The organism is Flintibacter sp. P01028 (assembly GCF_041925235.1).
Taxonomy (GTDB): domain Bacteria; phylum Bacillota; class Clostridia; order Oscillospirales; family Oscillospiraceae; genus Lawsonibacter; species Lawsonibacter aceti.
In genome coordinates this window covers 275836-300499 of the sequence record NZ_JBHEVC010000001.1, presented here as the reverse complement: position 1 = coordinate 300499, position 24664 = coordinate 275836, and the positions used below count along the sequence as shown (strand labels likewise).

Sequence of the window (24664 nt, the reverse complement as noted above, 5' to 3'; positions counted from 1 at the left end):
GTAGGAGAAACGCTATGAGTATTGAACTGCCCAAGGTCTACGAGCCCCAGGAGGCCGAAGGCCGCATCTATGAGAACTGGGAAAAGGCGGGGTGCTTTAAGGGCCGCCGGGACCCGAAAAAGAAGCCGTTTACCATCGTCATGCCGCCCCCCAACGTGACAGGACAGCTCCATATGGGGCACGCCATGGACTGCACCCTTCAGGACATCCTCATCCGCTTCAAGCGGATGCAGGGCTATGCCGCCTTGTGGGTCCCTGGCACGGACCACGCCGGCATCGCCACCCAGATCAAGGTGGAGGAGGACCTGCGGGAGAACGAGGGCCTGACCCGCTATGACCTGGGCCGGGATAAGTTCCTGGAACGGGTGTGGGACTGGAAGGAGAAGTACGGCGGCCGCATCGTAGCCCAGCAGAAGAAGATGGGCTCCTCCTGCGACTGGGACCGGGCCCGGTTCACTATGGACGAGGGCTGCTCTAAGGCTGTCAGGGAGACCTTCTGTGAACTGTATGATAAGGGCCTGATCTACAAGGGGAGCCGCATCATCAACTGGTGCCCCCACTGTACCACCGCCCTCAGTGACGCGGAGGTGGAGTACCAGGACAAGCCCGGCCACCTATGGCATATGCGTTATCCCCTCTCTGACGGGTCCGGCTATTTGGTGGTTGCCACCACTCGGCCGGAAACCATGATGGGCGACACCGGCGTGGCCGTCAACCCCAATGACGAGCGGTACAAGCATTTGGTGGGCAAGACCTGCATCCTGCCCCTGATGGACCGGGAGATCCCCATTGTAGCCGATGACTATGTGGAGATGGACTTCGGCACTGGCTGCGTGAAGATGACCCCCGCCCACGACCCCAACGACTTCGAGGTGGGCCTGCGCCACAATCTGGACACCATCCGGGTGCTGGATGACAACGGTGTGGTCAACGCCAACGGCGGCAAGTACCAGGGGATGGACCGGTACGAGGCCCGGAAGGCGGTCATCGCCGACCTGGAGGCCATGGGCCTGTTGGAAAAAGTGGAGCCTTACTCCCACAACGTGGGCACCTGCTACCGTTGCCACAACGACGTGGAGCCTATCATCTCCGCCCAGTGGTTCGTCAAGATGGCCCCCTTGGCCAAGGAGGCCCTGCGGGTAGTCAACGAGGGTGAGGTCAAGTTTGTCCCTGAGCGATTTGCCAAGACCTACACCAACTGGATGGAGAATGTGCATGACTGGTGTATCTCCCGCCAGCTGTGGTGGGGACATCAGATCCCTGTGTGGTACTGCGACGACTGCGGCCACATGACCGTCAGCCGGGAGGACCCCACCGAGTGCGAGAAGTGCCACTCTAAGAAGATCCACCGGGACCCTGATGTGTTGGATACCTGGTTCTCCTCCGCTCTATGGCCCTTCTCTACCCTGGGATGGCCGGAGAAGACCCCCGATCTGGACTACTTCTATCCCACCGACGTACTGGTCACCGGCTATGACATTATCTTCTTCTGGGTGGCCCGGATGATCTTCTCCGCCTGTGAGCAGACCCAAAAGCCCCCCTTCCACACTGTGTTTATCCACGGCCTGGTCCGGGACGACAAGGGCCGAAAGATGTCCAAATCTCTGGGTAACGGCATCGATCCTCTGGAGATCGCCGAGAAGTACGGCGCTGACGCCCTGCGCTTCAATCTGGTCACCGGCAACAGCCCAGGCAACGATATGCGCTTCTACACTGAGCGGTGCGAGGCTATGCGGAACTTCGCCAACAAGATCTGGAACGCCAGCCGCTTCCTGAAGATGAACCTGACCATTGACAAGTGCCAGCTGCCCGACAAGCTGGAGCTGGAGGACAAGTGGATCCTGTCCAAGCTCAACCGGGTCATTCCAGATATCACCGACAACATGGACCGGTATGAGCTGGGCGTGGCCGCCCAGAAGATCTACGACTTCATCTGGGACGACTACTGTGACTGGTATATCGAGCTGACCAAAACCCGCCTTCAGGGCGAGGACCAGGACAGCAAGGTCCGGGCCCAGCAGGTGCTGTGCTATGTGCTCACCCAGATGCTGAAGCTGCTTCACCCCTTCATGCCTTTTATCACCGAGGAGATCTGGCAGGCGCTGCCCCACGGAGACGAGGTGGAGGAGGGTTCCTTCCTGATGCTCCAGTCCTGGCCCGAGCACAGGGATGAGCTGGACTTCCCCGACGAGGAGAAGGCCATGGAGCTCATTATGGATGCCATCCGGGCTGTCCGTACTCGCCGCAGCGAGATGAACGTGCCCCCCTCCAAAAAGGCCCACCTTACCGTAGCGACCGATGAGGCGAAGGTATTTGAGCTGGGCGTGCCCTTCCTGAAAAAGCTGGCCTACGCGGGTGAGGTGACCATTGTTCCCGCGGGCCAGACCTCTGAGGGAGCGGGACAGGTCACCGTAGTCACCCATGCCGCCCAGCTGTCCATGCCTCTGGCCGAGCTGGTGGATATGGAGAAAGAGAAGGCCCGCATGGAGAAGGAGCGGAAGAAGAACTTTGATGAGCTTCAGAAGCTGAATGCCAAGCTGGCCAACCCCGGATTTGTCAACAAGGCTCCTGCCCATGTGGTGGAGGCGGAGAAGGAGAGGGCTGTCAAGCTCAACGAGCTGGTAGCCAAGCTGGAGGAACAGCTGAAGAATATGTGAGAAAAAGAGCCGGACAGGGATAACTGTCCGGCTCTTTCTTAGATGGTTATGGGCTGATGCTGGGCGGTTTTTCCATTCTGGGAAAGGGAGCGCCGCGGAACCGGGAACGAATCGAATAAAGATACATCTGCCAACCATATCCCAGGACTATTCCGCATATCCTCCCACATAAGAGGTGAGGATATGATCGGACAACTGGTATTCGGCTCAGGCGGACCCAGACAGGGAGAGCGGGAAAAGCTCTACGGTCTGCCGGTGCTGCGGGTGCGCGCTGATATGGACAGCTTTTGGTGGGAGCGGCGTGTCAAGAAAGCGGGAAGGGCACTGTTTCGGGGCGGAGCCCGCCGGGTGCTGGTCCCCAGAGGGTTCCCCTGTTGGCCTCTGTTGTCGGAATATGGGCTAGCTCCAGTGGACCCAGGGCCTTTCCTGCGGGCCCAGTCACCGGCGCTGGCACTGGCGCTGCTGGAGCGGAGGGGAGCGGCGCCGGATCGGTCCACCGTGGTTTTATGCGGGGCGCGGGCAGACTGGGAGATGACCCGTGTCGCCGTAACGCTCTGTTCTCAAGTCCGGAACCTGGTCATCGACGCGCCCAAAGGAGGGGAGGAGCTGGCCCGATGGCTGCGCGGGGAGTTCGGTGTGCCTATCCTGCCACGGAGAGAAGGGGGGCAGGCGGCTCTTTGCTTTCATCCAGACGGGGCCAGGGGAGAGGAGCCTACGCTGGAGCTCTACGGACATGCACCGGATCTGGCGGGCCTGTCCCTGTCAGCTCCACATCTGGGGGAGGGAGATCGGGAGGATTTGGACCTGCTCGCCGCCCTGTATGAGTTCGGACGACTGAACAAAGAAGAGCTAAAAATCACTTGACAGCGGAGAATGGAGCACTTATAATGACACATACTGCATCAGTGTGCCCATTTCTTTATTATAATGTATGGCGGCCTGATAAGCTCGGAGCCGCCATTGGAAAGGTGTGCGAGGTATCATGGCAAAAGAGTATCGTTTGAGCCCGGAGCGGCTCAAGGAGCTACAGGATGAGATGAGCTACCTGAAGACCGTCCGGGAAAAAGAGGTGGCGGAGCTCATTAAGGAGGCCCGCTCCTTTGGCGACCTGTCTGAGAACAGCGAGTATGACGAGGCCAAGAACGAGCAGGGAAAGCTGTACTCCCGCATGGCTGAACTGGACGAGATCCTGTCAAACTATGTGGTCATCGAGGAGGAGGAGGACGGCGGCGATTACATCCGCATGGGCTCCTCCGTCACCGTGCTGGATAAGGAGTTTGGGGAGGAGGAGACCTATAAGATCGTGGGCTCCCAGGAGGCTGATCCCATGAAGGGCACTATCTCCGAGGACTCCCCCTTTGGCAAGGCCCTGCTAGGCAAGAACGCCGGGGATGAGATTACTGTGGACGCCCCCGCCGGTCCGGTAGAGTATAAGATCCTGAAGGTGGAGCGGTAATTTTTCCAAGATACAGAGGATAGGAGTTGGCGATATGGCCGATCAGAATAACAAGAACAACCAGAGCGCCCCCCAGGAGGAGAACCTCTCCCAGCTGCTGAAGATCCGCCGGGACAAGCTGAAGGAGCTCCAGGAGGGGGGGAACGATCCCTTCCAGATCACCCGATTCGTAGTGGATAACGACTCCGCCAACATCAAGGGCAACTTCGACGCCCTGGAGGGGCGGCAGGTGGCCATCGCCGGCCGCCTCATGTCCAAGCGGGGGATGGGCAAGGTGTCCTTCTGCGACCTGCAGGACAAGTCCGGCCGCATCCAGCTCTACGCCAGGAAGGACGAGATGGATGAGGCGGAGTATAACCGCTTTAAGAAGTATGATATCGGCGATATCGTAGGAGTCCACGGCGTAGTTTTTCGCACCCAGCGGGGAGAGATGTCCGTCCGTGTTGTGACTGTGACGCTGCTCTCTAAGTCCCTGCTGCCCCTGCCGGAGAAATTCCACGGCCTGACCAACACCGAGCTGCGCTACCGCCAACGCTATGTGGATCTGATCGTCAATCCGGAGGTGAAGCGCAACTTCATCATTCGCTCCCAGTTCATCAAGCATGTCCGGGACTTTATGGACGGCCGTGGCTATATGGAGGTGGAGACCCCGGTGCTCAACACCATCTCCGGCGGCGCCACAGCCCGGCCCTTCATTACCCACCATAATACCCTGGACATCGATATGTATATGCGCATCGCCACCGAGCTGCCCTTGAAGCGGCTCATCGTAGGCGGCATGGACCGGGTATACGAGATCGGGCGCATCTTCCGCAACGAGGGGATGGACCCCAAGCACAACCCTGAGTTTACTACCATCGAGCTGTACCAGGCTTATGCCGACTTCAACGACATGATGGACCTGTTCGAGGATCTGCTTACCTCCGCTGCCCAGAAGATCCTGGGTACTTACCAGGTGGAGTGGCAGGGAGAAAAAATCGACCTGACCCCCGGCTGGCCCCGTATGCCGATGCACGAGGCCGTCAAGAAGTATTGCGGCATCGACTTTATGGCCATTACCTCCGACGAGGAGGCCGTAGCCGCCGCCAAGGCTATCGGGGTGGAGTTGCCTGAAACGGCGGACAAGACCTGGGGTAACGCCCTGTATGAGGTCTTTGACCAGCGGGTGGAGGAGAAGCTCATCCAGCCCACTTTCATTACCATGCACCCGGTAGATGTGTCCCCTCTGGCTAAACGTTCTCTTGTCGATTCCCGACTTACCGAGCGATTTGAGCTGTTCATCTGCCACAGTGAGATGGGCAACGCCTTCTCCGAACTCAACGACCCCATCGACCAGCGCCAGCGATTCCAGAAGCAGGTGGAACTGCGGGACAAGGGGGACGACGAGGCCGGCATGATGGACGAGGATTTCCTCACCGCCCTGGAGTACGGCATGCCCCCCACGGGTGGGCTGGGCATCGGCATCGACCGCTGTGTCATGCTGCTGACGGGCTCCGATTCTATTCGTGAGGTCATCCTGTTCCCCACTATGAAGCCTTTAGAATGAAACTGCGGCCGGCATACCAATGGGATTTTCCCATTGGTATGCCTTTCTGCACCTCCCGGCGGCCATAAGGCGCGCCATAGAGAGGCGTCAACTGGGAAAAAGGAGCCGTTGTGAGTGTATATCCTGGCACAAAAAAAGCTAAACCCCACCCGATACATTGTCTTGGGCTTTGGGGGTATCATTTTGTTGGGGACGCTGCTGCTCCGGCTGCCCATCGCCGCCTGGGACGGGCAGGCCACTCCCTGGCTGGTGTGCCTGTTTACCGCCACCTCCGCCACCTGTGTTACGGGGCTGGTGCTGGTGGATACAGCGCTGCATTGGACGCCCTTCGGTCAAGGGGTGATGCTGGTGCTGGTGCAGCTGGGCGGCCTGGGCTTTGTCACCCTCATGTCCCTGGTGCCCTTCGCGCTGCACCGGAGGATCGGACTGTCCCAGCGGATGATGATGGCTTCCTCCCTCAATATGAGTGGGGTAGCCGGAGTGGTCCGGGTAGTGCGTCACGCCCTGATGGGAACCTTTCTGGCCGAGGGGCTGGGGGCGGCGCTGCTGGCCACAAGATTTGTCCCCATTTTCGGACTGGGTAGGGGGCTGTGGTTCTCTGTATTCCACAGTGTTTCTGCCTTTTGTAACGGCGGCTTTGATCTGTTCGGCGGGTACAGCGGACCTTACAGCAGCCTGGCGGCCTTCCGGGGGGACCTGCTGGTGATGGTGACCATCATGGCCCTTATCATTGTGGGGGGCCTGGGCTTTTTTGTATGGGAGGACCTGCTGGATGCTAGGTGCTGGCGTAAGCTGCGGCTGTATTCCAAAATGGTGCTGGGGATCACTGTGGCGCTGATTGGGCTTGGGACCCTGTTCTTCTGCTGTGCCGAGTGGGACAACCCAGCTACACTGGGGGCGATGCCCGTCTGGGAGCGGCCGCTGAACGCCCTCTTTCAGTCGGTGACCCTGAGAACGGCGGGGTATGCCACCTTTGACCAAGCCGGCCTGCGGGACAGCTCCGCGGTGCTGTCCATCATCCTGATGCTGATAGGCGGCTCATCGGGCTCCACGGCCGGAGGACTCAAGACGGTCACAATGGGGGTGCTGCTGCTGGCCCTGCGGGACGGCCTCCGAGGGCGGGAGGAGGTGGTGTTCCGCCACAGGACCATTCCACAGCGGCGGGTGATGGATGCCATGACCCTGGCGCTGACGGTGTTGCTGCTGTTCCTGACCGGTTCCATGGCGCTTTCTCTGATGGACCGGGTGCCCTTTGTCCAGGCGGCCTTTGAAGTGGCCTCCGGCATGGGGACGGTGGGGGTGACTATGGGAATCACCCCGTCGCTGACGGTGGGAAGCGCCCTGCTGATGGTCGCCCTGATGTTCCTGGGCCGGGTAGGAATCCTGTCCTTCTCCATCGCCTTCCTGACCAGGAAACAGGCAGAACATAAGATTTCGTACCCTGCTACTGACGTGATGATCGGGTAAGCGGGGAGGAGGGCCGCATGAAAAGTTTTCTGATTATTGGATTAGGCCGCTTCGGTGCCTCACTGGCAGTGGAGCTATGCGCTCAGGGCCACGAGGTGCTGGCGGTGGATATTCAGCCGGAACGAGTTCAGGCGGTGGCAGACCAGGTGACCCACTGTGTCGTGGGGGATGCCAGGGACCCGGAGGTGCTGCGAAGCCTGGGGGCTCGGAATTTTGACTGCGCCGTGGCAGCCGCCAGCGCGGATGTAGGGGTCAGCGCCCTCATTGTGCTGAACCTGAAGGAGCTGGGGGTCGCCCGCGTGGTGGGCAAGGCGAACAGCATGGTCCACCGCAAGGTGCTGGAGAAAATCGGGGCCGATCTGGTGATCTTCCCGGAACAAGAGATGGCCATCCGGCTGGCGCGGAGCCTGGCCAACGGTGATATTTTAAACTTTATCGAGCTGTCTGACGAGTTCTCCATTGTGGAGCGGCTGGTACCGGAGGACTGGGTGGGAAAGTCCATTCTGGAGCTGGATATCCGGGCCAAGTGGAGGGTTACCGTAATCGCGGTGCGCCGGGGAGAGCGCATGACCATCTCACCGGGCCGGGACTATGTGTTCCAGGCGCAGGATGACTGTATGGTGATCCTGGGGAGCAATGCGGATATCGACCGGTTGGAGAGAAGATGATGGAGCGGATTACGAGCCGGAAAAACCCCCTGCTGATGAAGATTCGCCGCCTAGCCTCTGGCGGGCGGCGGGAACGGCAGGCGGAGGGAGAATATCTGGGAGACGGGATCAAACTGCTGGAGGAGGCACTGCGGTGGAGCGCGCCCCTGACTGCGGCAGTGTTCGCCGACGGGGTAGAGCCCCCTGATCTGCCCAAGGAGGTCCGGGCGGTGCAGGTGCCTGGAGATGTGATGGAGAGCATCTCTCCAATGGCGGCGCCCCAGGGCGCGCTGTTTTTGGCCGCCCTGCCTCCGGCGGACCCGCCAGAGCAGCTGAAGGGGAGGCGGTATCTGGTTCTGGACGGCGTTCAGGACCCTGGTAACGTAGGCACCATCTGGAGGACCGCGGACGCCCTGGGAGCGGACGGCCTGCTGCTGGTCAACGGATGCGCGGACCCCTATGGGCCCAAAGTCGTTCGGGCCTCCATGGGGGCTTGCTTCCGTCTGCCGGTCTTTGAGGTGACCCCGGATGGGCTGGCCGGGCTGCTGAAAAAGGCGGAGCTGCCCCTGTACGCCACCGCCTTGGGAAAGGATACGGTGGACATCAAAACGGCGGACCTGAGCCGGTCCGCCGTGGTGATTGGAAGTGAGGGGCGGGGAGTGTCCCGTCCTTTGCTGGAGCGATGTGAAAAGACACTGAAGATACCCATGCGCCAGCGGTGCGAGTCCCTCAACGCGGCGGTGGCGGCCTCTATCGTCCTGTGGGAGATGGGGCGGTGATCTTCTCAACGCGGCGGCCGGCCGCCGATTCCCAGACAGTGGTAAATGACTTGGATGATCAGGGCCGCGGCCGCCAGGGTCACAGCAAAGAGCGCATAGGCCGGCACATAGCTGCCAAACCGGTCTGCAAGGATGCCGGGCAGGGGGCCAAAAAGAAGGACCCCCGCTGTATAGGACACGGTGATGGAACGCACGTACTTGCCGTAAGTGCTGTCCGAGGACAGATCAGCGGCCCACACCGAGGGGGACACAGCGGAAACAGGTAGCCCCATTCCCAATAGTGTGATGGACAGAAAGGGGAGGGCGAGGCCGCCCAGAGGGGCCAGACAGCAAAGAACAAAGGCTCCCAGAAGTGAGCCGAAGGAATAGTAGTTACCCCACCGGCTGCCCATCCGGTCATAGACCTGGCCACAGAGAATCTTGCCGATACAGATGGCCAGTCCGGCATAGGACATTAGAGCGGCGATGAGGGCCTGATCGTAGCCCTCGCTGGTGTAGAGCACGGTCAGATGGGAAAAACCGGGGCCCCCAGGGCCGCCTACTAAAAAGGCGGCGAAAAGGATCAGGAGCAGATAAGACCGGCGCATCCCTCGGGGGGCCTGTCTGGGCGGGGGCGGAGGATCGTCCTCTCCCCCCAGATGATAGGGCTCCAACCCCAGTTCTGCCGGGGTGTTTCGGATCAGCTTCCAGGCCAGTAGAGCGGTGATAAGGATAAAGGCCCCCTCCCACAGAAAGGCGGCCCGCAGGCCCTGATGCTGGATGATCCAGGTGATGATGACAGGGGCAAAGATGGTGGATACCCCGCTGCCCGCGGAAGCCAGCCCCAGGGCCAGCCCACGCCGGTCTCGGAACCAGGCGCCGATGACCAGAGAGAGGGGGACCATGCCCCCATAGCAGTAGCCAAGCCCGGTCAGGGCGGCGGCCAGACAGTAAGTAAAAAAGCTGGTGGCCAGACCAAAACAGAAGTAGGACAGGGATAGCAGCACCACCCCCAGGGTCATGACCAGACGCAGTCCGAGCCGCTGACACAGCTGATTGACTGTCAGCAGAGCGGCCAGGATGAACAGACTGCGCGTGGTGGTGATCCAGGAGCCCTGCGCATTGGAAAAACCATTGGCCAGGATGATCTCGGGCTGGTAGATGGTGAAGACATTGACACCCAGTCCGATGGTGGAAAACAGGACCAGGGCGCTGCCCAGACAGACCATCCAGGCGTAATGTGGACGTTTCATGAAAAAACTCCCTCCCCTGCCTATACAATAGCGCCGGAGAGGAGATTTGTAAAGGGAAAGTTCCGGAGTGAAGGAGATGAGAGAATGTCGGCCTTGAGATACTGGATCTGGCTTACCACCCGCCATGATCTGGGCCCAGCGGGAGTGCTGGGGGTGTTGGAGCACTTCATCACTCCAGAGCGGGCCTATTACGCAGACCCGGAGGAATATGACTTTCTTCCTCTCCCCGCTGCTGCTAAAAGGAGCCTGTTGGACAAAGGCACGGACCGGGCGGAGGAAATTTTGGCGGACTGTGAGCGGCTGGGCGTACGTATTATGACATTGCAGGACGCCGACTACCCCGGCCGCCTGCGGCAGATCGCTGACCCGCCCGTGATCCTCTACATTCGTGGGCGGTCCTTCCACTTTGATGAGGAGGCGGCCATCGGTGTGGTGGGCGCCCGGGAGGCTACCGCCTATGGGACGCTGTATGCCGAGCGGTTCGGGATGGAGCTGGCGGCGGGCGGCGCTCTGGTGGTATCCGGTATAGCTGAAGGCATAGACTGCCATGCTGTCAAGGGTGCCCTGAAGGGCGGGGGACCGGTGGTTTCCGTGCTGGCCGGCGGAGTGGATGTGCCCTTTCCGCGGGAACACCGCTATCTGTATGAGGATGTGGCGGCTGCCGGGGCCCTGATCTCTGAGCATCCTCCTGGCACACCCCACAAGGGAAGCCACTTCTCACAGCGCAACCGGATTATCAGCGGCCTCTCCCTGGGTGTGCTGGCGGTGGAGTGCAGGAAAAAGAGCGGCACCATGCTCACGATGAACCACGCCATGGAGCAGGACAGGGACATCTTTGCTGTCCCCGGCCCCCTAGATGCCCCACTCAGCGAGGGGACCAACTACCTGATCCAGCAGGGGGCCAAGCTGGTCACCTGTGGCGGCGACATTCTATCCGAGTATTGGGCCCGCTTCCCCAGGAGGCTGGCGGCCTCCGCCCCGCTGACGCCAGAGGCCGCGCAGGCCCGGCTGGACAGTCTGGCCCAGGATAGGGAGGAAAAGCGCCGCACTGAGCCCGCCCTGGAGGAAGTACCCAGCCGGGAGTTTATCCCCCGGAGCGGGCAGCGGGAGCGGTTCACCGACGATGAGCTGTCCCTCCTCAACGCCCTGGAGGACAGGACCCTGTCGCCGGACCAACTGGTGGAGCTGACCCAGATCCCGGCCAAGCGGGTGCTGTCCGCCCTGACCATGCTCCAGATACAGGGGGCGCTGGAGGAGCGGCCAGGCAGGCGGTATGCCTCCCTGGTGCGGCTGGAGGAGTAGCCCCCACCCTGATTCCATGTGACCTTCGGGAGCGGAATGTTCCCTTGATTTTTCCATCATCTAATTTGGAGGTATTCCAATCGTGCCAAATAAAACGGATCTAGTGATCGTCGAGTCCCCGTCCAAGGCCAAGACCATCGGCAAATACCTGGGGCCGGGCTATGAGGTAAAGGCGTCTATGGGCCACGTCCGGGACCTGCCCAAGAGCAAGCTGGGCGTGGATATCGAGAAGGGCTTTGTTCCCGACTACCAGCCCATCAAGGGCAAAGAGGATGTTATCAGTGACCTGAAAAAAGCCGCCAAGAAGAGCGGCCGTGTCTACCTGGCCACCGACCCGGACCGGGAGGGGGAGGCTATCTCCTGGCATCTGAAGGAGCTGCTGGGCATCCCGGATGACAAGACCTACCGGGTTACCTTCAACGAGATCACCCGGAATGTGGTCAACCAGTCTATCGCCGCCCCACGGGCCATTGACCAGGACCTGGTGGACGCCCAGCAGGCCCGCCGCATCCTGGACCGGATCGTGGGCTATGAGCTGTCCCCCCTGCTGTGGAAGAAGATCCGCCGGGGCCTGTCCGCCGGGCGGGTCCAGTCCGTGGCCACCCGGCTGGTGGTGGAGCGGGAGGAGGAGATCCGGGCCTTCGTCCCCCAGGAGTACTGGTCCATCGAGGCCGATTTGGCCCGCGTCGCCCCCAATTTGGGCAGCTTTAAGGCCCAATTCCACGGCCGGGACAAGAAAATGGAGCTCCACAGCCGGGAGGAGGCCGAACAGGTGCTGGCCACTGTCCGGCAGGGCAGTTTCTCCGTGGCCAAGGTAAAGCGCCAGGAGAAGTCACGCCAGCCCGCCCCGCCCTTCACCACCTCCACCCTCCAGCAGGAGGCGTCCCGCAAGCTGAATATGTCCCCGGCCCGTACTATGTCCATCGCCCAGCAGCTGTATGAGGGCGTGGAACTGTCCGGACAGGGGGCCGTGGGCCTCATCACCTATATGCGTACCGACTCCCTCCGCCTGTCGGAGGAAGCTCTGGCAGCCGCCAAGGACTTTATTCTGCATCGGTACGGCGGGGAATATTACCCCGCCCAGACCCGGCGATTCAAGGCCAAGGGCAACGCCCAGGACGCCCACGAGGCCATCCGCCCCTCTGATGTCACCCTGGTCCCGGACGAGATCAAGAAGGACCTGACGAGCGAGCAGTACAAGCTGTACAAGCTGATTTGGAGCCGGTTCCTCTCCTGCCAGATGGCAAACGCCGTCTATGACAGCCTGTCTATCGACGTGGAGAACAGCGGATATATTTTCCGGGCCAGCCACTCCAGCCTGAAGTTCTCCGGCTTCACCGCCGTCTATGAGGAGGGGAAGGACGAGGACGAGGAGGAGAAGACCTCCCCCCTGCCTGACCTGAAGGAGGGGGAGCCCCTGGACTGCCGGGGGCTGAAGGAGGACCAGCACTTTACCCAGCCCCCCGCCCGCTACTCTGAGGCGTCCCTGATCCGGGCCTTGGAGGAGAAGGGCATCGGCCGGCCCTCCACCTACGCTCCCACCATCACCACCATCCTGAATCGGGAGTATGTGGTCAAGGAGGGCAAGGCCCTTCGTCCCACCCCTCTGGGGGAGGTGGTCACCGGGCTGATGAAAGACAAGTTCAACGACATTGTGGACTATGCCTTCACCGCCCAGATGGAGGAGCGGCTGGACAAGGTGGAGGAGGGCGATGTGAACTGGAAGGCCCTTCTGAATGACTTTTACGGCGATTTCTCCGCCGAGCTCCATAAGGCCGAGCAGGAGCTGGACGGGGAGCGGATTAAGGTGCCTGACGAGGTGTCGGAGGAGATTTGTCCCCAGTGCGGCCGGAACCTGGTGGTCAAATCCGGCCGCTTCGGTCGATTCCTGGCCTGTCCCGGCTGGCCGGAGTGTGACTTTACCATGCCTCTGGTGGTGGAGATGCCCGGCAAGTGCCCCAAATGCGGCGGCCGCCTGCTCAAGCGGACGGGAAAGAGCAAAAAGACAGGCAAGCAGTACACCTACTACTGCTGTGAGTGGGTGAACAGCAAGGACGAGGCCCGCAAGTGTGACTTCATGACCTGGGATGTGCCGGTGAAGGACAACTGCCCAGTCTGTGGCTGGACCATGTTCAAAAAGCCAGGCAAGGGCGCCAAAAAGCCCTATTGCATCAACGAGGTGTGCTCCAACTTTACCCCGGAGGAGAAACGGGGAGGCTGGAAGCCCAAGCCGGCCGACTCCGCCGACACCGGGGAGGAGAAGGCGGAGAAGAAGCCGGCGGCCAAAAAGACAGCGGCTAAGAAGACCGCCGCCACAAAAACGGCCACTGCCAAAAAGACAGCCGCGAAGAAAACAACGACAGCGAAGAAGTCTACGGCCAAGAAATCTGGGGCTGAAAAAGCCGAAGGATAGGCGTAGAAGTGCCCCCCTCAGCCGGCATAGCCATGACGGAGGGGGGCAGCACACCGCTATCGAAAGGATAGACAAGCACCCAGGAGGTACCCATGGAATCTGTTATTGTGATCGGCGCCGGGCTGGCGGGGAGCGAGGCGGCCTGGCAGCTGGCCCGGCGGGGCATCCCCGTGGAGCTGCGGGAAATGAAGCCCCAAAAAATGACCCCCGCCCACCATACGGAGTATTTTGGGGAGCTGGTGTGTTCCAACTCTCTGCGTTCCGACCAGATGGAAAACGCGGTGGGTCTGCTGAAGGAGGAGCTGCGCCGGTGCTCCTCGCTCATCATGTCCTGCGCCGACGAGCATCGGGTGGAGGCGGGGGGTGCCTTGGCGGTGGACCGTCACGCCTTTGCCCAGGCCATCACCGAGAGGATCAAGAGCCATCCCAACATCACAGTGGTGGAAGGGGAGGTCACAGAGATCCCGGAGGCGGGGAACGTCATCCTCGCCTCCGGCCCATTGACATCAGAGGCCTTATCGGAGGCCATTTCCCGGCTGTTTCCCGGCAGCAGATACCTGAATTTCTTTGATGCCGCCGCCCCCCTGGTCACCTTCGAGAGCGTGGATATGGACAGCGCCTGGTTTGCCTCCCGGTATGACCGGGGGACCCCGGACTATATCAACTGCCCCCTGACGGAAGAGGAGTACGACGTCTTCTGGCGGGAGCTGATCCACGCCCAGGAGGCGGAGGTCCACGGGTTTGAGGATGCGGGCGTGTTCGAGGGCTGTATGCCCGTGGAGGTCATGGCCCGGCGGGGGAGGGATACCCTGTGCTACGGTCCGCTGAAGCCTGTGGGGCTGAAAGACCCTAAAACGGGGAAGGAGCCCTTTGCCGTGGTCCAGCTGCGCAAGGACAATGCCCAGGGGACCATTTATAACATCGTGGGCTTCCAGACCCATTTGAAGTGGGGGGAGCAGAAGCGGGTGTTCTCCATGATCCCCGCCCTGAAAAACGCCGAGTATGTCCGCTATGGCGTGATGCATCGGAACACCTTTTTGGACTCGCCCCGGTTGTTGGACCGGTACTACCGGGTCCGGGGTCAGGAGCGGCTGATGTTTGCCGGACAGATCACCGGGGTGGAAGGCTATGTAGAATCCACCGCCTCCGGAGCCCTGGCAGCCATCGAGCTGGCCCGCCGGCTGGAGGGCAAGGAGCCTGTCAACTTCCCCCGTGAGACGGCCATAGGCGCTCTGGCTCTTTACATCAGCGACCCAAGTGTGGTAAACTTTCAACCAATGAATATCAACTTCGGACTGATCCCCCAGTTGGGCTACCGGGTAAAGGGGAAACGGAACAAAAACGCTGAAATTTCCAAACGGGCTCTGGAGGCACTGGGGAAATTGAATTTAGAGCCGTGACCGCTTGTCCTGCAAGCGATCAGCGCACCGAAGGGGCTCGTCTCGCCGCCCATCGAAGGCTGCGTCATACCCGGCGGACGGCCAAAGTGTTTCCGCTTGGGCGAGGGAGGACTGATACTCCCCATCGCGGCCAAAATTCAGATGGGCCTGGTCAGTTTCCCAATTATAGAGATTCTCCAAGTATTGATTCATAATGACGCCGCCATTAAAATGCTGATAGAAATATAATAATGCTAAAAGATATATTTTGCCAAGTGGGGAGCCCATGCTTCATAAGGACATTTTTTGCATAAGAGTGAAGAAGCTGAGAAAAGGCCGTGGAGAACAGCAAAAGGATCTGGCAGAGGCAATCGGAGCGACACAGGCTTCCATCAGCGATATAGAAAATGGCCGTAAGGCGACCTCCTTTGACAAACTGGCCGCCATTTGCAGGCATTACAATGTGTCCGCGGACTATCTGCCGGGCCTTACCGACGAGGCCAGACCACTGGACCCGGAAAAGAAAGAAGGTACTGTATGAAGATCATCGTAGACGCCATGGGCGGCGACAACGCCCCCAAGGCCCCTGTGCTGGGCGCCATCCAGGCCAACCAGGAATACGGCGTGGATATTATCCTGGTGGGCCGCGGGGAGGAGATTCTGAAGGTGATGGAGGAAAGCGGGATCAAGGACCTGCCCGCCGGGGTGGAGATCGCCCACGCCAGCGAGGTGGTGGAGATGTGCGACAACCCGGCCACCGCCTTCCGGGAGAAGAAGGACTCCTCTCTGACCCAGGGGCTGAACCTGCTGAAAAACGGAGAAGGAGACGCCTTCGTGTCCGCCGGCTCCACCGGCGCCCTGCTGGCTGGAGCCACTTTGGTGGTCAAGCGCATCAAGGGTATCCGCCGGGCGGCCCTAGCTCCCGTGGTACCCACCGGAAACGGGGGAGCTGTCCTTATCGACTGTGGGGCCAACGCCGAGTGTCCCCCGGAGTACCTGCTCCAGTTCGCCTACATGGGCTCCTATTACGCCGAGCATGTGCTAGGCCGTCCAGAGCCCAAAGTGGGTCTGCTGAACATCGGGGCGGAGCCCTCAAAGGGCACCTCCCTTCAAACCACGGTCTATCCCATGCTGGAGGAGGCGTCCAAGGCCGGCCGCATCAACTTCGTAGGCAATGTGGAGGCTCGGGAGGCAGTGGAGGGCGCGGTGGATGTCATCGTGTCCGACGGCTATTCGGGCAACATCTTCCTCAAGACCATGGAGGGCACCGGCCTGTTCCTGGCCAGGGAGATGAAGCGGATGTTTAAGAAGAACCTGGCCACCAAGCTGGCTGCCCTGTTGGTCTCCGGAGGGCTGAAGGAGTTTAAGAAGATTATGAGCTCCGACGAGGTAGGGGGCACCGCCCTGCTGGGCATCTCCCGGCCCGTTATCAAGGCCCACGGCTCCTCCGACGCCTACGCCATTAAAAACGCCGTCCGCCAGGCCCGGCAGTGCGTATCCTCCGGCATCGTAGACAACATTTCCGCCAACGTGGATGTGATGCGTCTGGAGGCGCCGGCGGTCCACGGAGAAGAATGATTTTACACAAAGACGCACAAAATGGGAAAACCCTATTGACAGTAAGGAAGTTTCTGCATATAGTAAGGACAGAAAAAGTGCCTGGGGCACGAACAAAAGGAGTACCGAGATATGATCTTTGAAAAACTGTGCGCGCTCATTGCGGAGCAATTCAATGTGGATGCGGACACTATCACGATGGAGACCTCTTTTGCCGACGATTTGAACGCCGATTCGGTAGATATCGTGGATCTGTCCATGGCCATGGAGGAAGAATTCGGCATCGACGAGCTGGGGGAGGAGGAAGCTGCCTCCATCACCACGGTTGGAGATCTGGTTCGGTTCCTGCAGAACAAGGTCGACTGATCGAGAAAACGCGAAACTCCGCCGAAGGCGGAGTTTTGCCTTGTAACGGGCCAGAAGGACTGGCCCCCTTGAAGGAGTTTGGAATGAAAAGTTTGGAGGAAAAGCTGGGCTATACCTTTCAGGACCGGGGACTGCTGGACAACGCCCTGACCCACAGCTCCTGCGCCAATGAGAGCCGGGGAAAGCTCCAGAGCAACGAGCGGCTGGAGTTTTTGGGGGATTCCATCCTGGGGATGGTGGTGGCTGACCACCTGTACCGCAACCACCCGGACCTGCCGGAAGGGGAGCTGACCCGGACACGGGCCGCCCTGGTATGCGAGGAGAGCCTGGTAGAGGTAGCACAGGAGCTGGGCCTGGGGGAGTATCTCCGCCTGGGCCGGGGGGAGGAGAGCGGCGGAGGCCGCCGCCGGCCGTCTATCCAGGCCGACGCTGTGGAGGCGGTGCTGGCCGCCGTCTATTTGGACGGAGGCATCGGATCGGCCCGTAAGATTATCCAAAAGTATATCCTAAGCCGGGAGGTGGCCGGGCTGACCAAGCCCAGAGACTACAAGACCGCCCTCCAGGAGCTGGTCCAGCGGGAGAGTGGACAGGTCCTCCAGTATCGGCTGACCGGCCAGGAGGGCCCTGACCATGACAAGCGGTTCTTCGTGGAGGTGGATCTGAACGGCGCCCCTCTGGGCGCCGGCACCGGCCGGAGCAAGAAAGAGGCAGAGCAGATGGCGGCCCACGCCGCCATCCAGGCCTTAAAAAAAGAATGAGAAACGAGGCAGCGAGAGCTGCCTCGTTTTTCTATTGTTTCCAATTCCGATGAAAAAATGGAAGCTCATTTTTTGAACAGCTTGAGGGCCTTTTTCAATAGGCCCTTCTCCTGTTTAGGAGCCTCCTGTCCAGAGGTCCCCTTGGCAGAGTGGCCTTTTTCCAGCCGCTCCTTGGCGTCCTTACTTCCACCGTCCGCGGCCTGGTGATACAGCTCCATGGCCCGGGACAAGTCCTTGGCCACGCCCTGACCATGCTCGTAGCACTGGCCCAACAGATACTGGGCCCTAGCGTTGTCCTGGTCTGCGGCCTGTTGAAACAGCTCCACGGCCTTGGCATAATCCTGCTTGACAGAGATGCCGTGGTAGTAGAAGAAGCCCAGGTTGCACTGGGCCCGCGCGTTGCCGTGGTTGGCGGCCTGGCGGTAGAGCTGGGCGGCCCTTCCCTTGTCCTCCTCTACGCCTCGGCCTAATTCGTAACACAGGCCAAGAGAACAGGTGGCGGCTGCGTTTCCTCGCTCATGGGCGCTGGTATACAGCTCCACCGCCTTGGTAATATCCCGCTCTACCCCGTAGCCATTTTCATAGCACTCGCCTAGCAGCATTTGGGCTCTTGGGTAGTCCTGGTCCGCGGCCTTTTGGAACCACTGGGCGGCCTGGCTGTCATCGACCGACACGGAGATGCCATGGTAGTAGAAGAAACCCAGATTACACTGTGCCCTGGCATCTCCGCAGTCAGCGGCCTGGCGGTAGAGCTGGGCGGCTTTGGCCTTGTCCTGCTCCACGCCCCGGCCCATCTCATAGCACAGGCCCAGAGAGCAGGTGGCTGGAGGATAGCCTCCCTCATGAGCCTTGGTATACAGCTCCACAGCCTGGGCCATGTCCCGTTCGGTACCATAGCCGTTTTCCCGGCACTCTCCTAACAGCATGACCGCCCGAAGGTAATTTTGCTCGGCAGCCTTCTGGAACCATACAACAGCCTGGCTGTCGTCCATCTCTATGCCAATGCCTTGATAATAGCAGAAGCCCAGGTTGCACTGTGCTCTGGCGTCCCCCTGTTCAGCGGCCTGGCGGTAGAGCTGAACAGCCTTGGCCTTATCCATCTCCACGCCGGTGCCCAGCTCGTAGCACAGGCCCAGGGAACAGGCGGCGGAGGGATAGCCCGCCTGCTGTGCCCTGGTGTACAGCGCTACGGCCTGTTGCTCGTGCCTGTCCAGGCCATAGCCGTACTCATAACACTCTCCCAGCAGGTAGACGGCCCGGAGGTAGTCCTGGTCGGCGGCCTTCTGGAACCATACAGCGGCCTGCTTATCGTCCGCCTCCACGCCGATGCCCTGGTAATAGCAGAAGCCCAGGTTGCACTGTGCCCTGGCGTCCCCCTGCTGGGCGGCCTGACGGTAGAGCTCTACCGCCTTGACCTTGTCTATCTCCACGCCTGTCCCTATCTCATAGCACAGGCCCAGGGAGCAGGCGGCGGGGGGATAGCCGGCCTCGTGGGCCTTGGTGTATAGCTCTATGGCCCGCTTCACGTCCTTCTCCAGACCATAGCCGTACTCATAGCACTCACCAAGCAGGTAGATGGCCCGGTGGTAGTTCTGGTCGGCGGCCTTTTGGAACCACTCCGCCGCCTGCTTGTCGTCCGCCTCTACCCCGATGCCCCGATAGTAGCAGAAGCCCAGGTTGCACTGGGCGCGGGCGTCCTCCTCCTCGGCGGCCTGGCGATAGAGCTGGACGGCCTTGGTCTTGTCCACCTCTACGCCTGTCCCTATCTCGTAGCACAGTCCCAGGGAACAGGTGGCGGGAGGGTGTCCGGCCTCATGGGCCTTGGTATACAGCGCCACCGCTTTCGCGGCATCCCTATCTATTCCATAGCCATTCTCATAGCACTCACCCAGCAGCATCATTGCCCGCGGATACTCCTGGTCGGCGGCCTTTTGGAACCACTCCACCGCTGTTTTGTCGTCCGTCTCTACGCCGATGCCCTGGTAGTAGCAGAAGCCCAGGTTGCACTGGGCGCGGGCGTTGCCCTGCTGGGCGGCCTGGCGGTACAGCTCCACCGCCTTGGCCTTGTCCTGTTCCACGCCGGTGCCCAGCTCGTAACATAGGCCAAGGGCACAGGTGCCGTCACTGTAAGAACGATGGTGGGCGGCCTGATAGAGGGCCGCCGCCTTTTCCAAGGACTTCTCAACGCTATAGCCAAATTCGTAACAGTGTCCCAACAGGTACTGGGCCCGGGGATACTGTTGCTCCGCGGAGCGGGAGAACCAGAGGACTGCCTGTGCCAAGTCCTTCTCTACCCCGATGCCCCAGTAGTAGAAGAAGCCCAGATTGCATTGTGCCCTGGGGTCCTCCTCCTCGGCGGACTGAAGATAGAGGCGCGCGGCGCGCTCCTTGTCCTCCTCTACGCCTTTGCCCAGCTCATAGCACAGGCCAAGAGAGCAGGTGGCGGGGGGATACCCTCCATCGTGGGCTTTGGTATACAGCTCCACAGCATGGGCCATGTCCGCCTCCACACCAAAGCCCAGGTCATAGCATTCGCCCAGCAGGAACTGGGCCCTTGGATACTCCTGTTCAGCGGCCTGGGAGAACCAGTAGACCGCCTCGCTGTCGCTTTCCTCCACGCCGATGCCCCGGTAGTAGAAGAAGCCCAGGTTGCACTGTGCCCTGGCGTCCCCCTGCTGGGCGGCCTGACGGTAGAGCTCGGCGGCGCGCTCCTTGCTCTCCTCCACCCCGGTACCCATCTCGTAGCACAGACCAAGTTCACAGACGGAAGGGAGGTAGTCCTGATCTGCGGTAGAAGTAATCAGCTCCAGTCCCCTGGGGATATCCGCTTCCGTTCCGATGCCCCGCAAGAAGCACACCCCCAACTGGTATTGGGCGGCGATGTGGTCACCGTCTGCGGCACGTTGGAACCACTGAAAGGCAAGCTCCGAATCCTTGGAGGTGCCACGGCCATTGGCGTAGCTGAGGGCCACCTGATAGGCGGATTCCAAATCGCCCTCCTGGGCGGCGGACAGCAGCTCCTGAAAGTTGGCCGCCTTTTGGGCGGCTACGTCCGCTAGCCCCTGCATCAGCTGGGGATCTATGTATACCATGACAGCATCCTGGTCAAAGGACTGCCGGTCCTCATTTTTTTCTTCTATCATTTCCATTCCCCCTCTATGAAAGATTTTAGTGAAAAAAAGCCATGAGGACGCCTGTGGGCGCCCTCATGGAACCACAATCATCGAAATGAGCCTTGGCTCAACGCGGCTGCCAGCACCAGGAGGACCTGGGAGGGGCTGCGGGACGGTGCACTTCATCCCAGCTTTGGAGCGGAGCGGCGAAAGCGCTTTTTCCAATCTTACAATGAAATGGAGGTTTTGTCAAACACAGATATCGGGACGCCGTTTTACCCTTTAGACCGATTTAGGATAAAACAACCTCCCTTCGCCAAAATAGCGGAGGGAGGTGCGCCTTCATGCGGACAGCCCAATAAATTAGAAGTTAGCTTTCTAAACAGCTTATGATTTCTTCTATTTCCATACAAGCGTCCTCAACCCTGATCTCTGTTTCTTCGTTAAAGAAGCGACTCCCTCCTGCTAATTGGTCAATCAGACTAATTAACGCTTCAACATCACAATTCAAAACAAACCCTTGTGTTTTCCATTTTGGTGTTTCAATTAAAATTTCATTTTTAATATCTAAATATTTCTCTTCATCAAAGGTGTTTTCACATCTTAACCTTACAAGAAACCCATCTTCTGCATTGATTAAGTCACTTAATTTTGACATCATAAACTCCCGTCAAATTCCAGTTTAACTTTTTGTTCACTTTATCATATTTTTCTGTTTCATTCAGTGCACAGCGAAATTAACAGAGTTGAAAATAATCAGTCAAAAAGTAAAAAGGAAATGGCGGGGCGCCTCCACTCACGCGCCCCGCCGATGGTGTTTTAAGGACCGCTGAAAACCGGTCAGTTTAAAAAGTCCTTCAGCTTCTTGCTCCTGCTGGGATGGCGCAGCTTTCGGAGGGCCTTGGCCTCAATCTGGCGGATGCGCTCCCGGGTGACGTTGAATTCCTTGCCGACTTCCTCCAACGTGCGGGTCCGTCCATCTTCAATGCCGAAGCGCAGTTTGAGCACTTTTTCCTCCCGGGGGGTGAGGGTGGACAGCACCTCTACCAGCTGTTCCTTCAGTAGGGTGAAGGAGGCGGCCTCGGCGGGCTCGGAGGCGTCCTCATCGGGGATGAAGTCGCCCAGATGACTGTCCTCCTCCTCGCCGATGGGGGTTTCCAGGCTGACAGGTTCCTGAGCGATTTTCAAGATCTCACGCACCCGCTCCACAGGCATATTCATCTCAGCCGCGATCTCCTCAGGGGTGGGGTCGTGGCCCAGTTCCTGGAGGAGCTGGCGGGACACCCGGATGACCTTGTTGATAGTTTCCACCATATGAACCGGGATGCGGATGGTCCGGGCCTGGTCGGCGATGGCACGAGTGATGGCCTGGCGGATCCACCAGGTGGCGTAAGTGGAGAACTTGAAGCCCTTAGTGAAGTCAAACTTCTCCACAGCTTTGATAAGACCCAGATTACCCTCCTGAATCAGGTCCAGGAATTGCATCCCACGGCCCACATACCGCTTGGCGATAGAGACCACAAGACGCAGGTTGGCCTCAGCCAGCCGCTGCTTGGCCCGCTCCCCCTTCTTGATGGCCTGAGTCAACTCCACCCGGACCTCGTCGGGGATATCCTCACCAGCTTTCTCTAACTCAGCCAGCTGCTCAGAGGCCGCGTTTCCCGCCTCCATGATCTGGGCCAGCTCGATCTCCTCGTCGGAGGTGAGCAGATTCACCTTGCCGATCTCCTTCAGATACATCCGCACTGGATCGTCGGTGCCAAGGGAGTCGGCCATGGAGTTGGGGTCTACGATCTCCTCCTCGGGCAGATCCTCGATGGCCTCAATGGTTGGCTCGACGTCATCGGGCAGGTCGGGGATGTAGTCCTCGCCCACAGTGTCAATACCCAGGTTTTCCAGCGTGTCGTAGATCTTGTCCATCTGCTCGGCGCCCAAGTCCATATCCTCCAGCACATCCATCAGCTCGGAGGAGGAAAGATTGCCTTTTTTCTTGCCCCGCTCGATTAGCTCGCCCAGCTTTTCCGCGCCGGGTATGCCGCCCACGACCTTCATGACCTCGACCTTGCCCGCCTCCATGCGGGACTGGATGTCGGGCTGGGAAACGGCAGCTTCCTGATTCTCCACCGCTTCAGCGGTCTTGGGGCTCACATTCTTGTTGGTGTTCATGGTTTCTCCTCCATATATGCTTTCTTTTCCTGATACTTTCTCTGTGCCGCCAGCAGCAGGGAGTCCTCCTGTCCGGCGCCGCGCCGGAGGGCCTCCCGCTGGATGACGGATATGTAGTCCCGGATGGACTGTTGAGAGTGGGCCAAGGACTCTGGCTGACTGACCACATAGGCCAAATGGTCCATCTCCTCCCCAGTCAGATGGCCGGAGAGGGCGGAGAGCTGGGTGGACAGCCCCTCATTAGCTCGGCGGAGGAGCAGGTCAAAGACCTTGCCCAGCAGGGGGGAGGAAAATCCCTCCCCCGTGATCCCGCCCATCTGTCCTGCCAGGGATGGGTCCAGCAGCAGCAGGCGGACAAGGCCCTCCTCCGCGCGGGCGGAGCGGATATTGTCATATCGGAGCGATCTGGCCTGGGGCTGGAGCTGGCTGGCCGGAGACAGGTCTATACGCTCCTGGCGCTTTTTCTCCTTGCGGAGCCGAGCTGAGAAGGCACGCTTGATTTCCTGAGCCATGGCTTCCGGGGTGATTCCGGCGGTCTGTGCGGCGTGGCCGCCGTAGATCTCCCGCTCTACGGCGCTGGACAAAGAGGCAATAAGCTGGGCCGCCTCCTGAAGAAAAGCCACCTTCTGCCCATCGTCGGTCAAATCATATTTTTTTTGGATCTGAGCCAGGCGGTAGTCCACCTGGTTCTCGCTGCGCTCCAGCAGCTTGGCGAAGGCCTCCCTGCCAAAACGCTTGATAAACTCGTCCGGGTCCTTGGCGCCCTGCATCCGCAGTACCTTTACTTTCAGGCCGGCCTTTTCCAGCAGGGGGATAGCCCGCTGGGCGGCCGCCACTCCGGCCCCATCGCCGTCATAGGAGATGATGGCCTCCTGAAAATACCGGGCCAGCAGTTGGGCGTGCTCACTGGTGAGAGAGGTGCCCAGAGAGGCCACGGCACAGTCAAAGCCTGCCTGGTGAAGGGAGATAGTGTCCATATACCCTTCGGTGAGAATGACCCGCCCGGCCTTGGAGGTCTTGGCAATATTCAGGGCAAAGACGTTCCGGCTTTTGTTGTATACCGGTGTGTCCGGGGAGTTGAGGTATTTAGGGGTGGAATCGTCCATTACCCGGCCGCCAAAGCCAATGACGTTTCCACGGACGTCAATGATGGGGAACATGACCCGATTGCGGAATCGGTCATAGATGCGGCCGTCCTTGTTGTTGACGGCCAGACCGGCATCCAGCAAATCCCGCTTGTCATAGCCCTGATCGGCCAGGGCCTGGATCAGGGCGTCCCAGCTGTTGGGAGCGAAGCCCAGCCCGAAGTTGGTCAGGGTGGAGCGGGACAGCCCACGCTTTTGCAGATAGGCCAGTCCCTCCGCCCCCTCGGGAGCGTACAGCCACTTGTGGAAGGTCCGGGCGGCCTGCTTGTTGAGTTCCAGCAGTTTTTCCCGCCGCTCCCGCATCCCGGCGGAGGGGCCGCTGTCTGGCACCTCCATTCCGACCCGCTTGGCCAACACCTCCACCGCCTCTCGAAAGGAGAGGTTGTCCAGCTCCATCACAAAATTGATGGCGCCGCCTCCCTTGCCGCATCCAAAGCACTTGAAGATGCGCTTGTCAGCGGATACGGAGAAGGAGGGAGTCTTTTCACTGTGGAAGGGGCACAGGCCCCAGTAGTTCCGGCCCTTTTGTGTCAGCCGGACGGACTCGGACACCAGATCTACAATATCGGTGCGGTCCAGAAGCTCGTCCAAGAATGGTTCTGGAATGGCCAATGCGCTCCTCCTCTCTCGAAAAATAGGGGAATCCCTCTATTTTTAACCCCTTTTTATCAGAATTATCCC

20 protein-coding genes are annotated in these 24664 nt (G+C 59.9%); 14 read left to right on the top strand and 6 right to left on the bottom strand.

Annotated features, from left to right (window positions below):
* Positions 1 to 14 precede the first annotated feature (14 nt).
* The 7 genes from ACEVJK_RS01460 (at position 15) to ACEVJK_RS01430 (ending at position 8552) form a co-directional block, all read left to right on the top strand.
* On the top strand, positions 15 to 2657 hold the full coding sequence (locus tag ACEVJK_RS01460) for a valine--tRNA ligase (protein ID WP_262669181.1): 2643 nt from the start codon (positions 15 to 17) through the stop codon (positions 2655 to 2657).
* A gap of 183 nt (positions 2658 to 2840) precedes the next feature.
* Entirely contained in the window at positions 2841 to 3521 is a 681-nt protein-coding gene (locus tag ACEVJK_RS01455; protein ID WP_147570628.1) for a hypothetical protein, read from the top strand.
* 118 nt (positions 3522 to 3639) lie between these two features.
* The gene (gene greA / locus ACEVJK_RS01450; RefSeq protein ID WP_147570627.1) at positions 3640 to 4113 is read left to right on the top strand and encodes a transcription elongation factor GreA; all 474 of its coding nucleotides are present in this window, start codon (positions 3640 to 3642) and stop codon (positions 4111 to 4113) included.
* Positions 4114 to 4147: 34 nt separating this feature from the next.
* Complete coding sequence (gene lysS / locus ACEVJK_RS01445) at positions 4148 to 5659, top strand: lysine--tRNA ligase (protein ID WP_186852683.1); 1512 nt, start codon at positions 4148 to 4150, stop codon at positions 5657 to 5659.
* Between the two features lie 114 nt (positions 5660 to 5773).
* A complete protein-coding gene (locus ACEVJK_RS01440; protein ID WP_147570625.1) occupies positions 5774 to 7126 on the top strand; it encodes a TrkH family potassium uptake protein in 1353 nt (450 codons plus the stop codon).
* A gap of 17 nt (positions 7127 to 7143) precedes the next feature.
* Positions 7144 to 7794 carry a TrkA family potassium uptake protein gene (locus ACEVJK_RS01435; protein ID WP_147570624.1) on the top strand — a complete coding sequence of 217 codons (651 nt, stop codon included), beginning with the start codon at positions 7144 to 7146 and terminating at the stop codon, positions 7792 to 7794.
* Positions 7794 to 8552, top strand: a complete 759-nt coding sequence (locus ACEVJK_RS01430) for an RNA methyltransferase (protein WP_186852831.1) — start codon at positions 7794 to 7796, stop codon at positions 8550 to 8552. Before ACEVJK_RS01435 ends, ACEVJK_RS01430 begins: the two co-directional genes overlap by 1 nt.
* 5 nt (positions 8553 to 8557) lie before the next feature.
* On the opposite strand, the gene ACEVJK_RS01425 is transcribed toward ACEVJK_RS01430, so the two are convergent.
* Positions 8558 to 9784 (bottom strand): nitrate/nitrite transporter, encoded by a 1227-nt coding sequence (locus tag ACEVJK_RS01425; protein WP_374739837.1) that lies wholly within the window; start codon positions 9782 to 9784, stop codon positions 8558 to 8560.
* 84 nt (positions 9785 to 9868) lie between these two features.
* Between ACEVJK_RS01425 and dprA the strand changes: the two genes are divergently transcribed.
* The 3 genes from dprA to trmFO all read left to right on the top strand — a co-directional run bounded on the left by dprA (position 9869) and on the right by trmFO (position 14899).
* Positions 9869 to 11086 (top strand): DNA-processing protein DprA, encoded by a 1218-nt coding sequence (gene dprA, locus ACEVJK_RS01420; protein WP_374739836.1) that lies wholly within the window; start codon positions 9869 to 9871, stop codon positions 11084 to 11086.
* A gap of 82 nt (positions 11087 to 11168) precedes the next feature.
* Positions 11169 to 13499 carry a type I DNA topoisomerase gene (gene topA, locus ACEVJK_RS01415; RefSeq protein ID WP_262669174.1) on the top strand — a complete coding sequence of 777 codons (2331 nt, stop codon included), beginning with the start codon at positions 11169 to 11171 and terminating at the stop codon, positions 13497 to 13499.
* Positions 13500 to 13591: 92 nt separating this feature from the next.
* Positions 13592 to 14899 (top strand): methylenetetrahydrofolate--tRNA-(uracil(54)-C(5))-methyltransferase (FADH(2)-oxidizing) TrmFO, encoded by a 1308-nt coding sequence (gene trmFO, locus ACEVJK_RS01410; RefSeq protein WP_374739835.1) that lies wholly within the window; start codon positions 13592 to 13594, stop codon positions 14897 to 14899.
* Here trmFO and ACEVJK_RS01405 read toward each other — a convergent pair.
* Positions 14888 to 15091 (bottom strand): hypothetical protein, encoded by a 204-nt coding sequence (locus tag ACEVJK_RS01405; protein ID WP_240287163.1) that lies wholly within the window; start codon positions 15089 to 15091, stop codon positions 14888 to 14890. The two genes, trmFO and ACEVJK_RS01405, sit on opposite strands and share 12 nt — an antisense overlap.
* 103 nt (positions 15092 to 15194) lie before the next feature.
* On the opposite strand from ACEVJK_RS01405, the gene ACEVJK_RS01400 reads away from it, so the two are divergent.
* From ACEVJK_RS01400 to rnc, 4 genes are all read left to right on the top strand, one after another.
* Positions 15195 to 15419, top strand: a complete 225-nt coding sequence (locus ACEVJK_RS01400; protein WP_240287165.1) for a helix-turn-helix domain-containing protein — start codon at positions 15195 to 15197, stop codon at positions 15417 to 15419.
* Entirely contained in the window at positions 15416 to 16456 is a 1041-nt protein-coding gene (plsX, locus tag ACEVJK_RS01395) for a phosphate acyltransferase PlsX (protein ID WP_147570616.1), read from the top strand. Before ACEVJK_RS01400 ends, plsX begins: the two co-directional genes overlap by 4 nt.
* Positions 16457 to 16567: 111 nt before the next feature.
* A complete protein-coding gene (gene acpP, locus ACEVJK_RS01390) occupies positions 16568 to 16801 on the top strand; it encodes an acyl carrier protein (protein ID WP_147570615.1) in 234 nt (77 codons plus the stop codon).
* 83 nt (positions 16802 to 16884) lie between these two features.
* The gene (rnc, locus tag ACEVJK_RS01385) at positions 16885 to 17559 is read left to right on the top strand and encodes a ribonuclease III (protein ID WP_147570614.1); all 675 of its coding nucleotides are present in this window, start codon (positions 16885 to 16887) and stop codon (positions 17557 to 17559) included.
* Positions 17560 to 17624: 65 nt separating this feature from the next.
* On the opposite strand, the gene ACEVJK_RS01380 is transcribed toward rnc, so the two are convergent.
* The 4 genes from ACEVJK_RS01380 to dnaG all read right to left on the bottom strand — a co-directional run bounded on the left by ACEVJK_RS01380 (position 17625) and on the right by dnaG (position 24595).
* The gene (locus ACEVJK_RS01380) at positions 17625 to 20702 is read right to left on the bottom strand and encodes an SEL1-like repeat protein (RefSeq protein WP_374739834.1); all 3078 of its coding nucleotides are present in this window, start codon (positions 20700 to 20702) and stop codon (positions 17625 to 17627) included.
* A gap of 340 nt (positions 20703 to 21042) precedes the next feature.
* Positions 21043 to 21330: a hypothetical protein gene (locus tag ACEVJK_RS01375; protein ID WP_240287171.1), complete on the bottom strand. Its 288-nt coding sequence runs from the start codon at positions 21328 to 21330 to the stop codon at positions 21043 to 21045.
* A gap of 182 nt (positions 21331 to 21512) precedes the next feature.
* A complete protein-coding gene (rpoD, locus tag ACEVJK_RS01370) occupies positions 21513 to 22724 on the bottom strand; it encodes an RNA polymerase sigma factor RpoD (RefSeq protein ID WP_243200990.1) in 1212 nt (403 codons plus the stop codon).
* A 110-nt stretch (positions 22725 to 22834) separates the two neighbouring features.
* On the bottom strand, positions 22835 to 24595 hold the full coding sequence (gene dnaG / locus ACEVJK_RS01365) for a DNA primase (protein ID WP_240287173.1): 1761 nt from the start codon (positions 24593 to 24595) through the stop codon (positions 22835 to 22837).
* Positions 24596 to 24664: the final 69 nt, after the last annotated feature.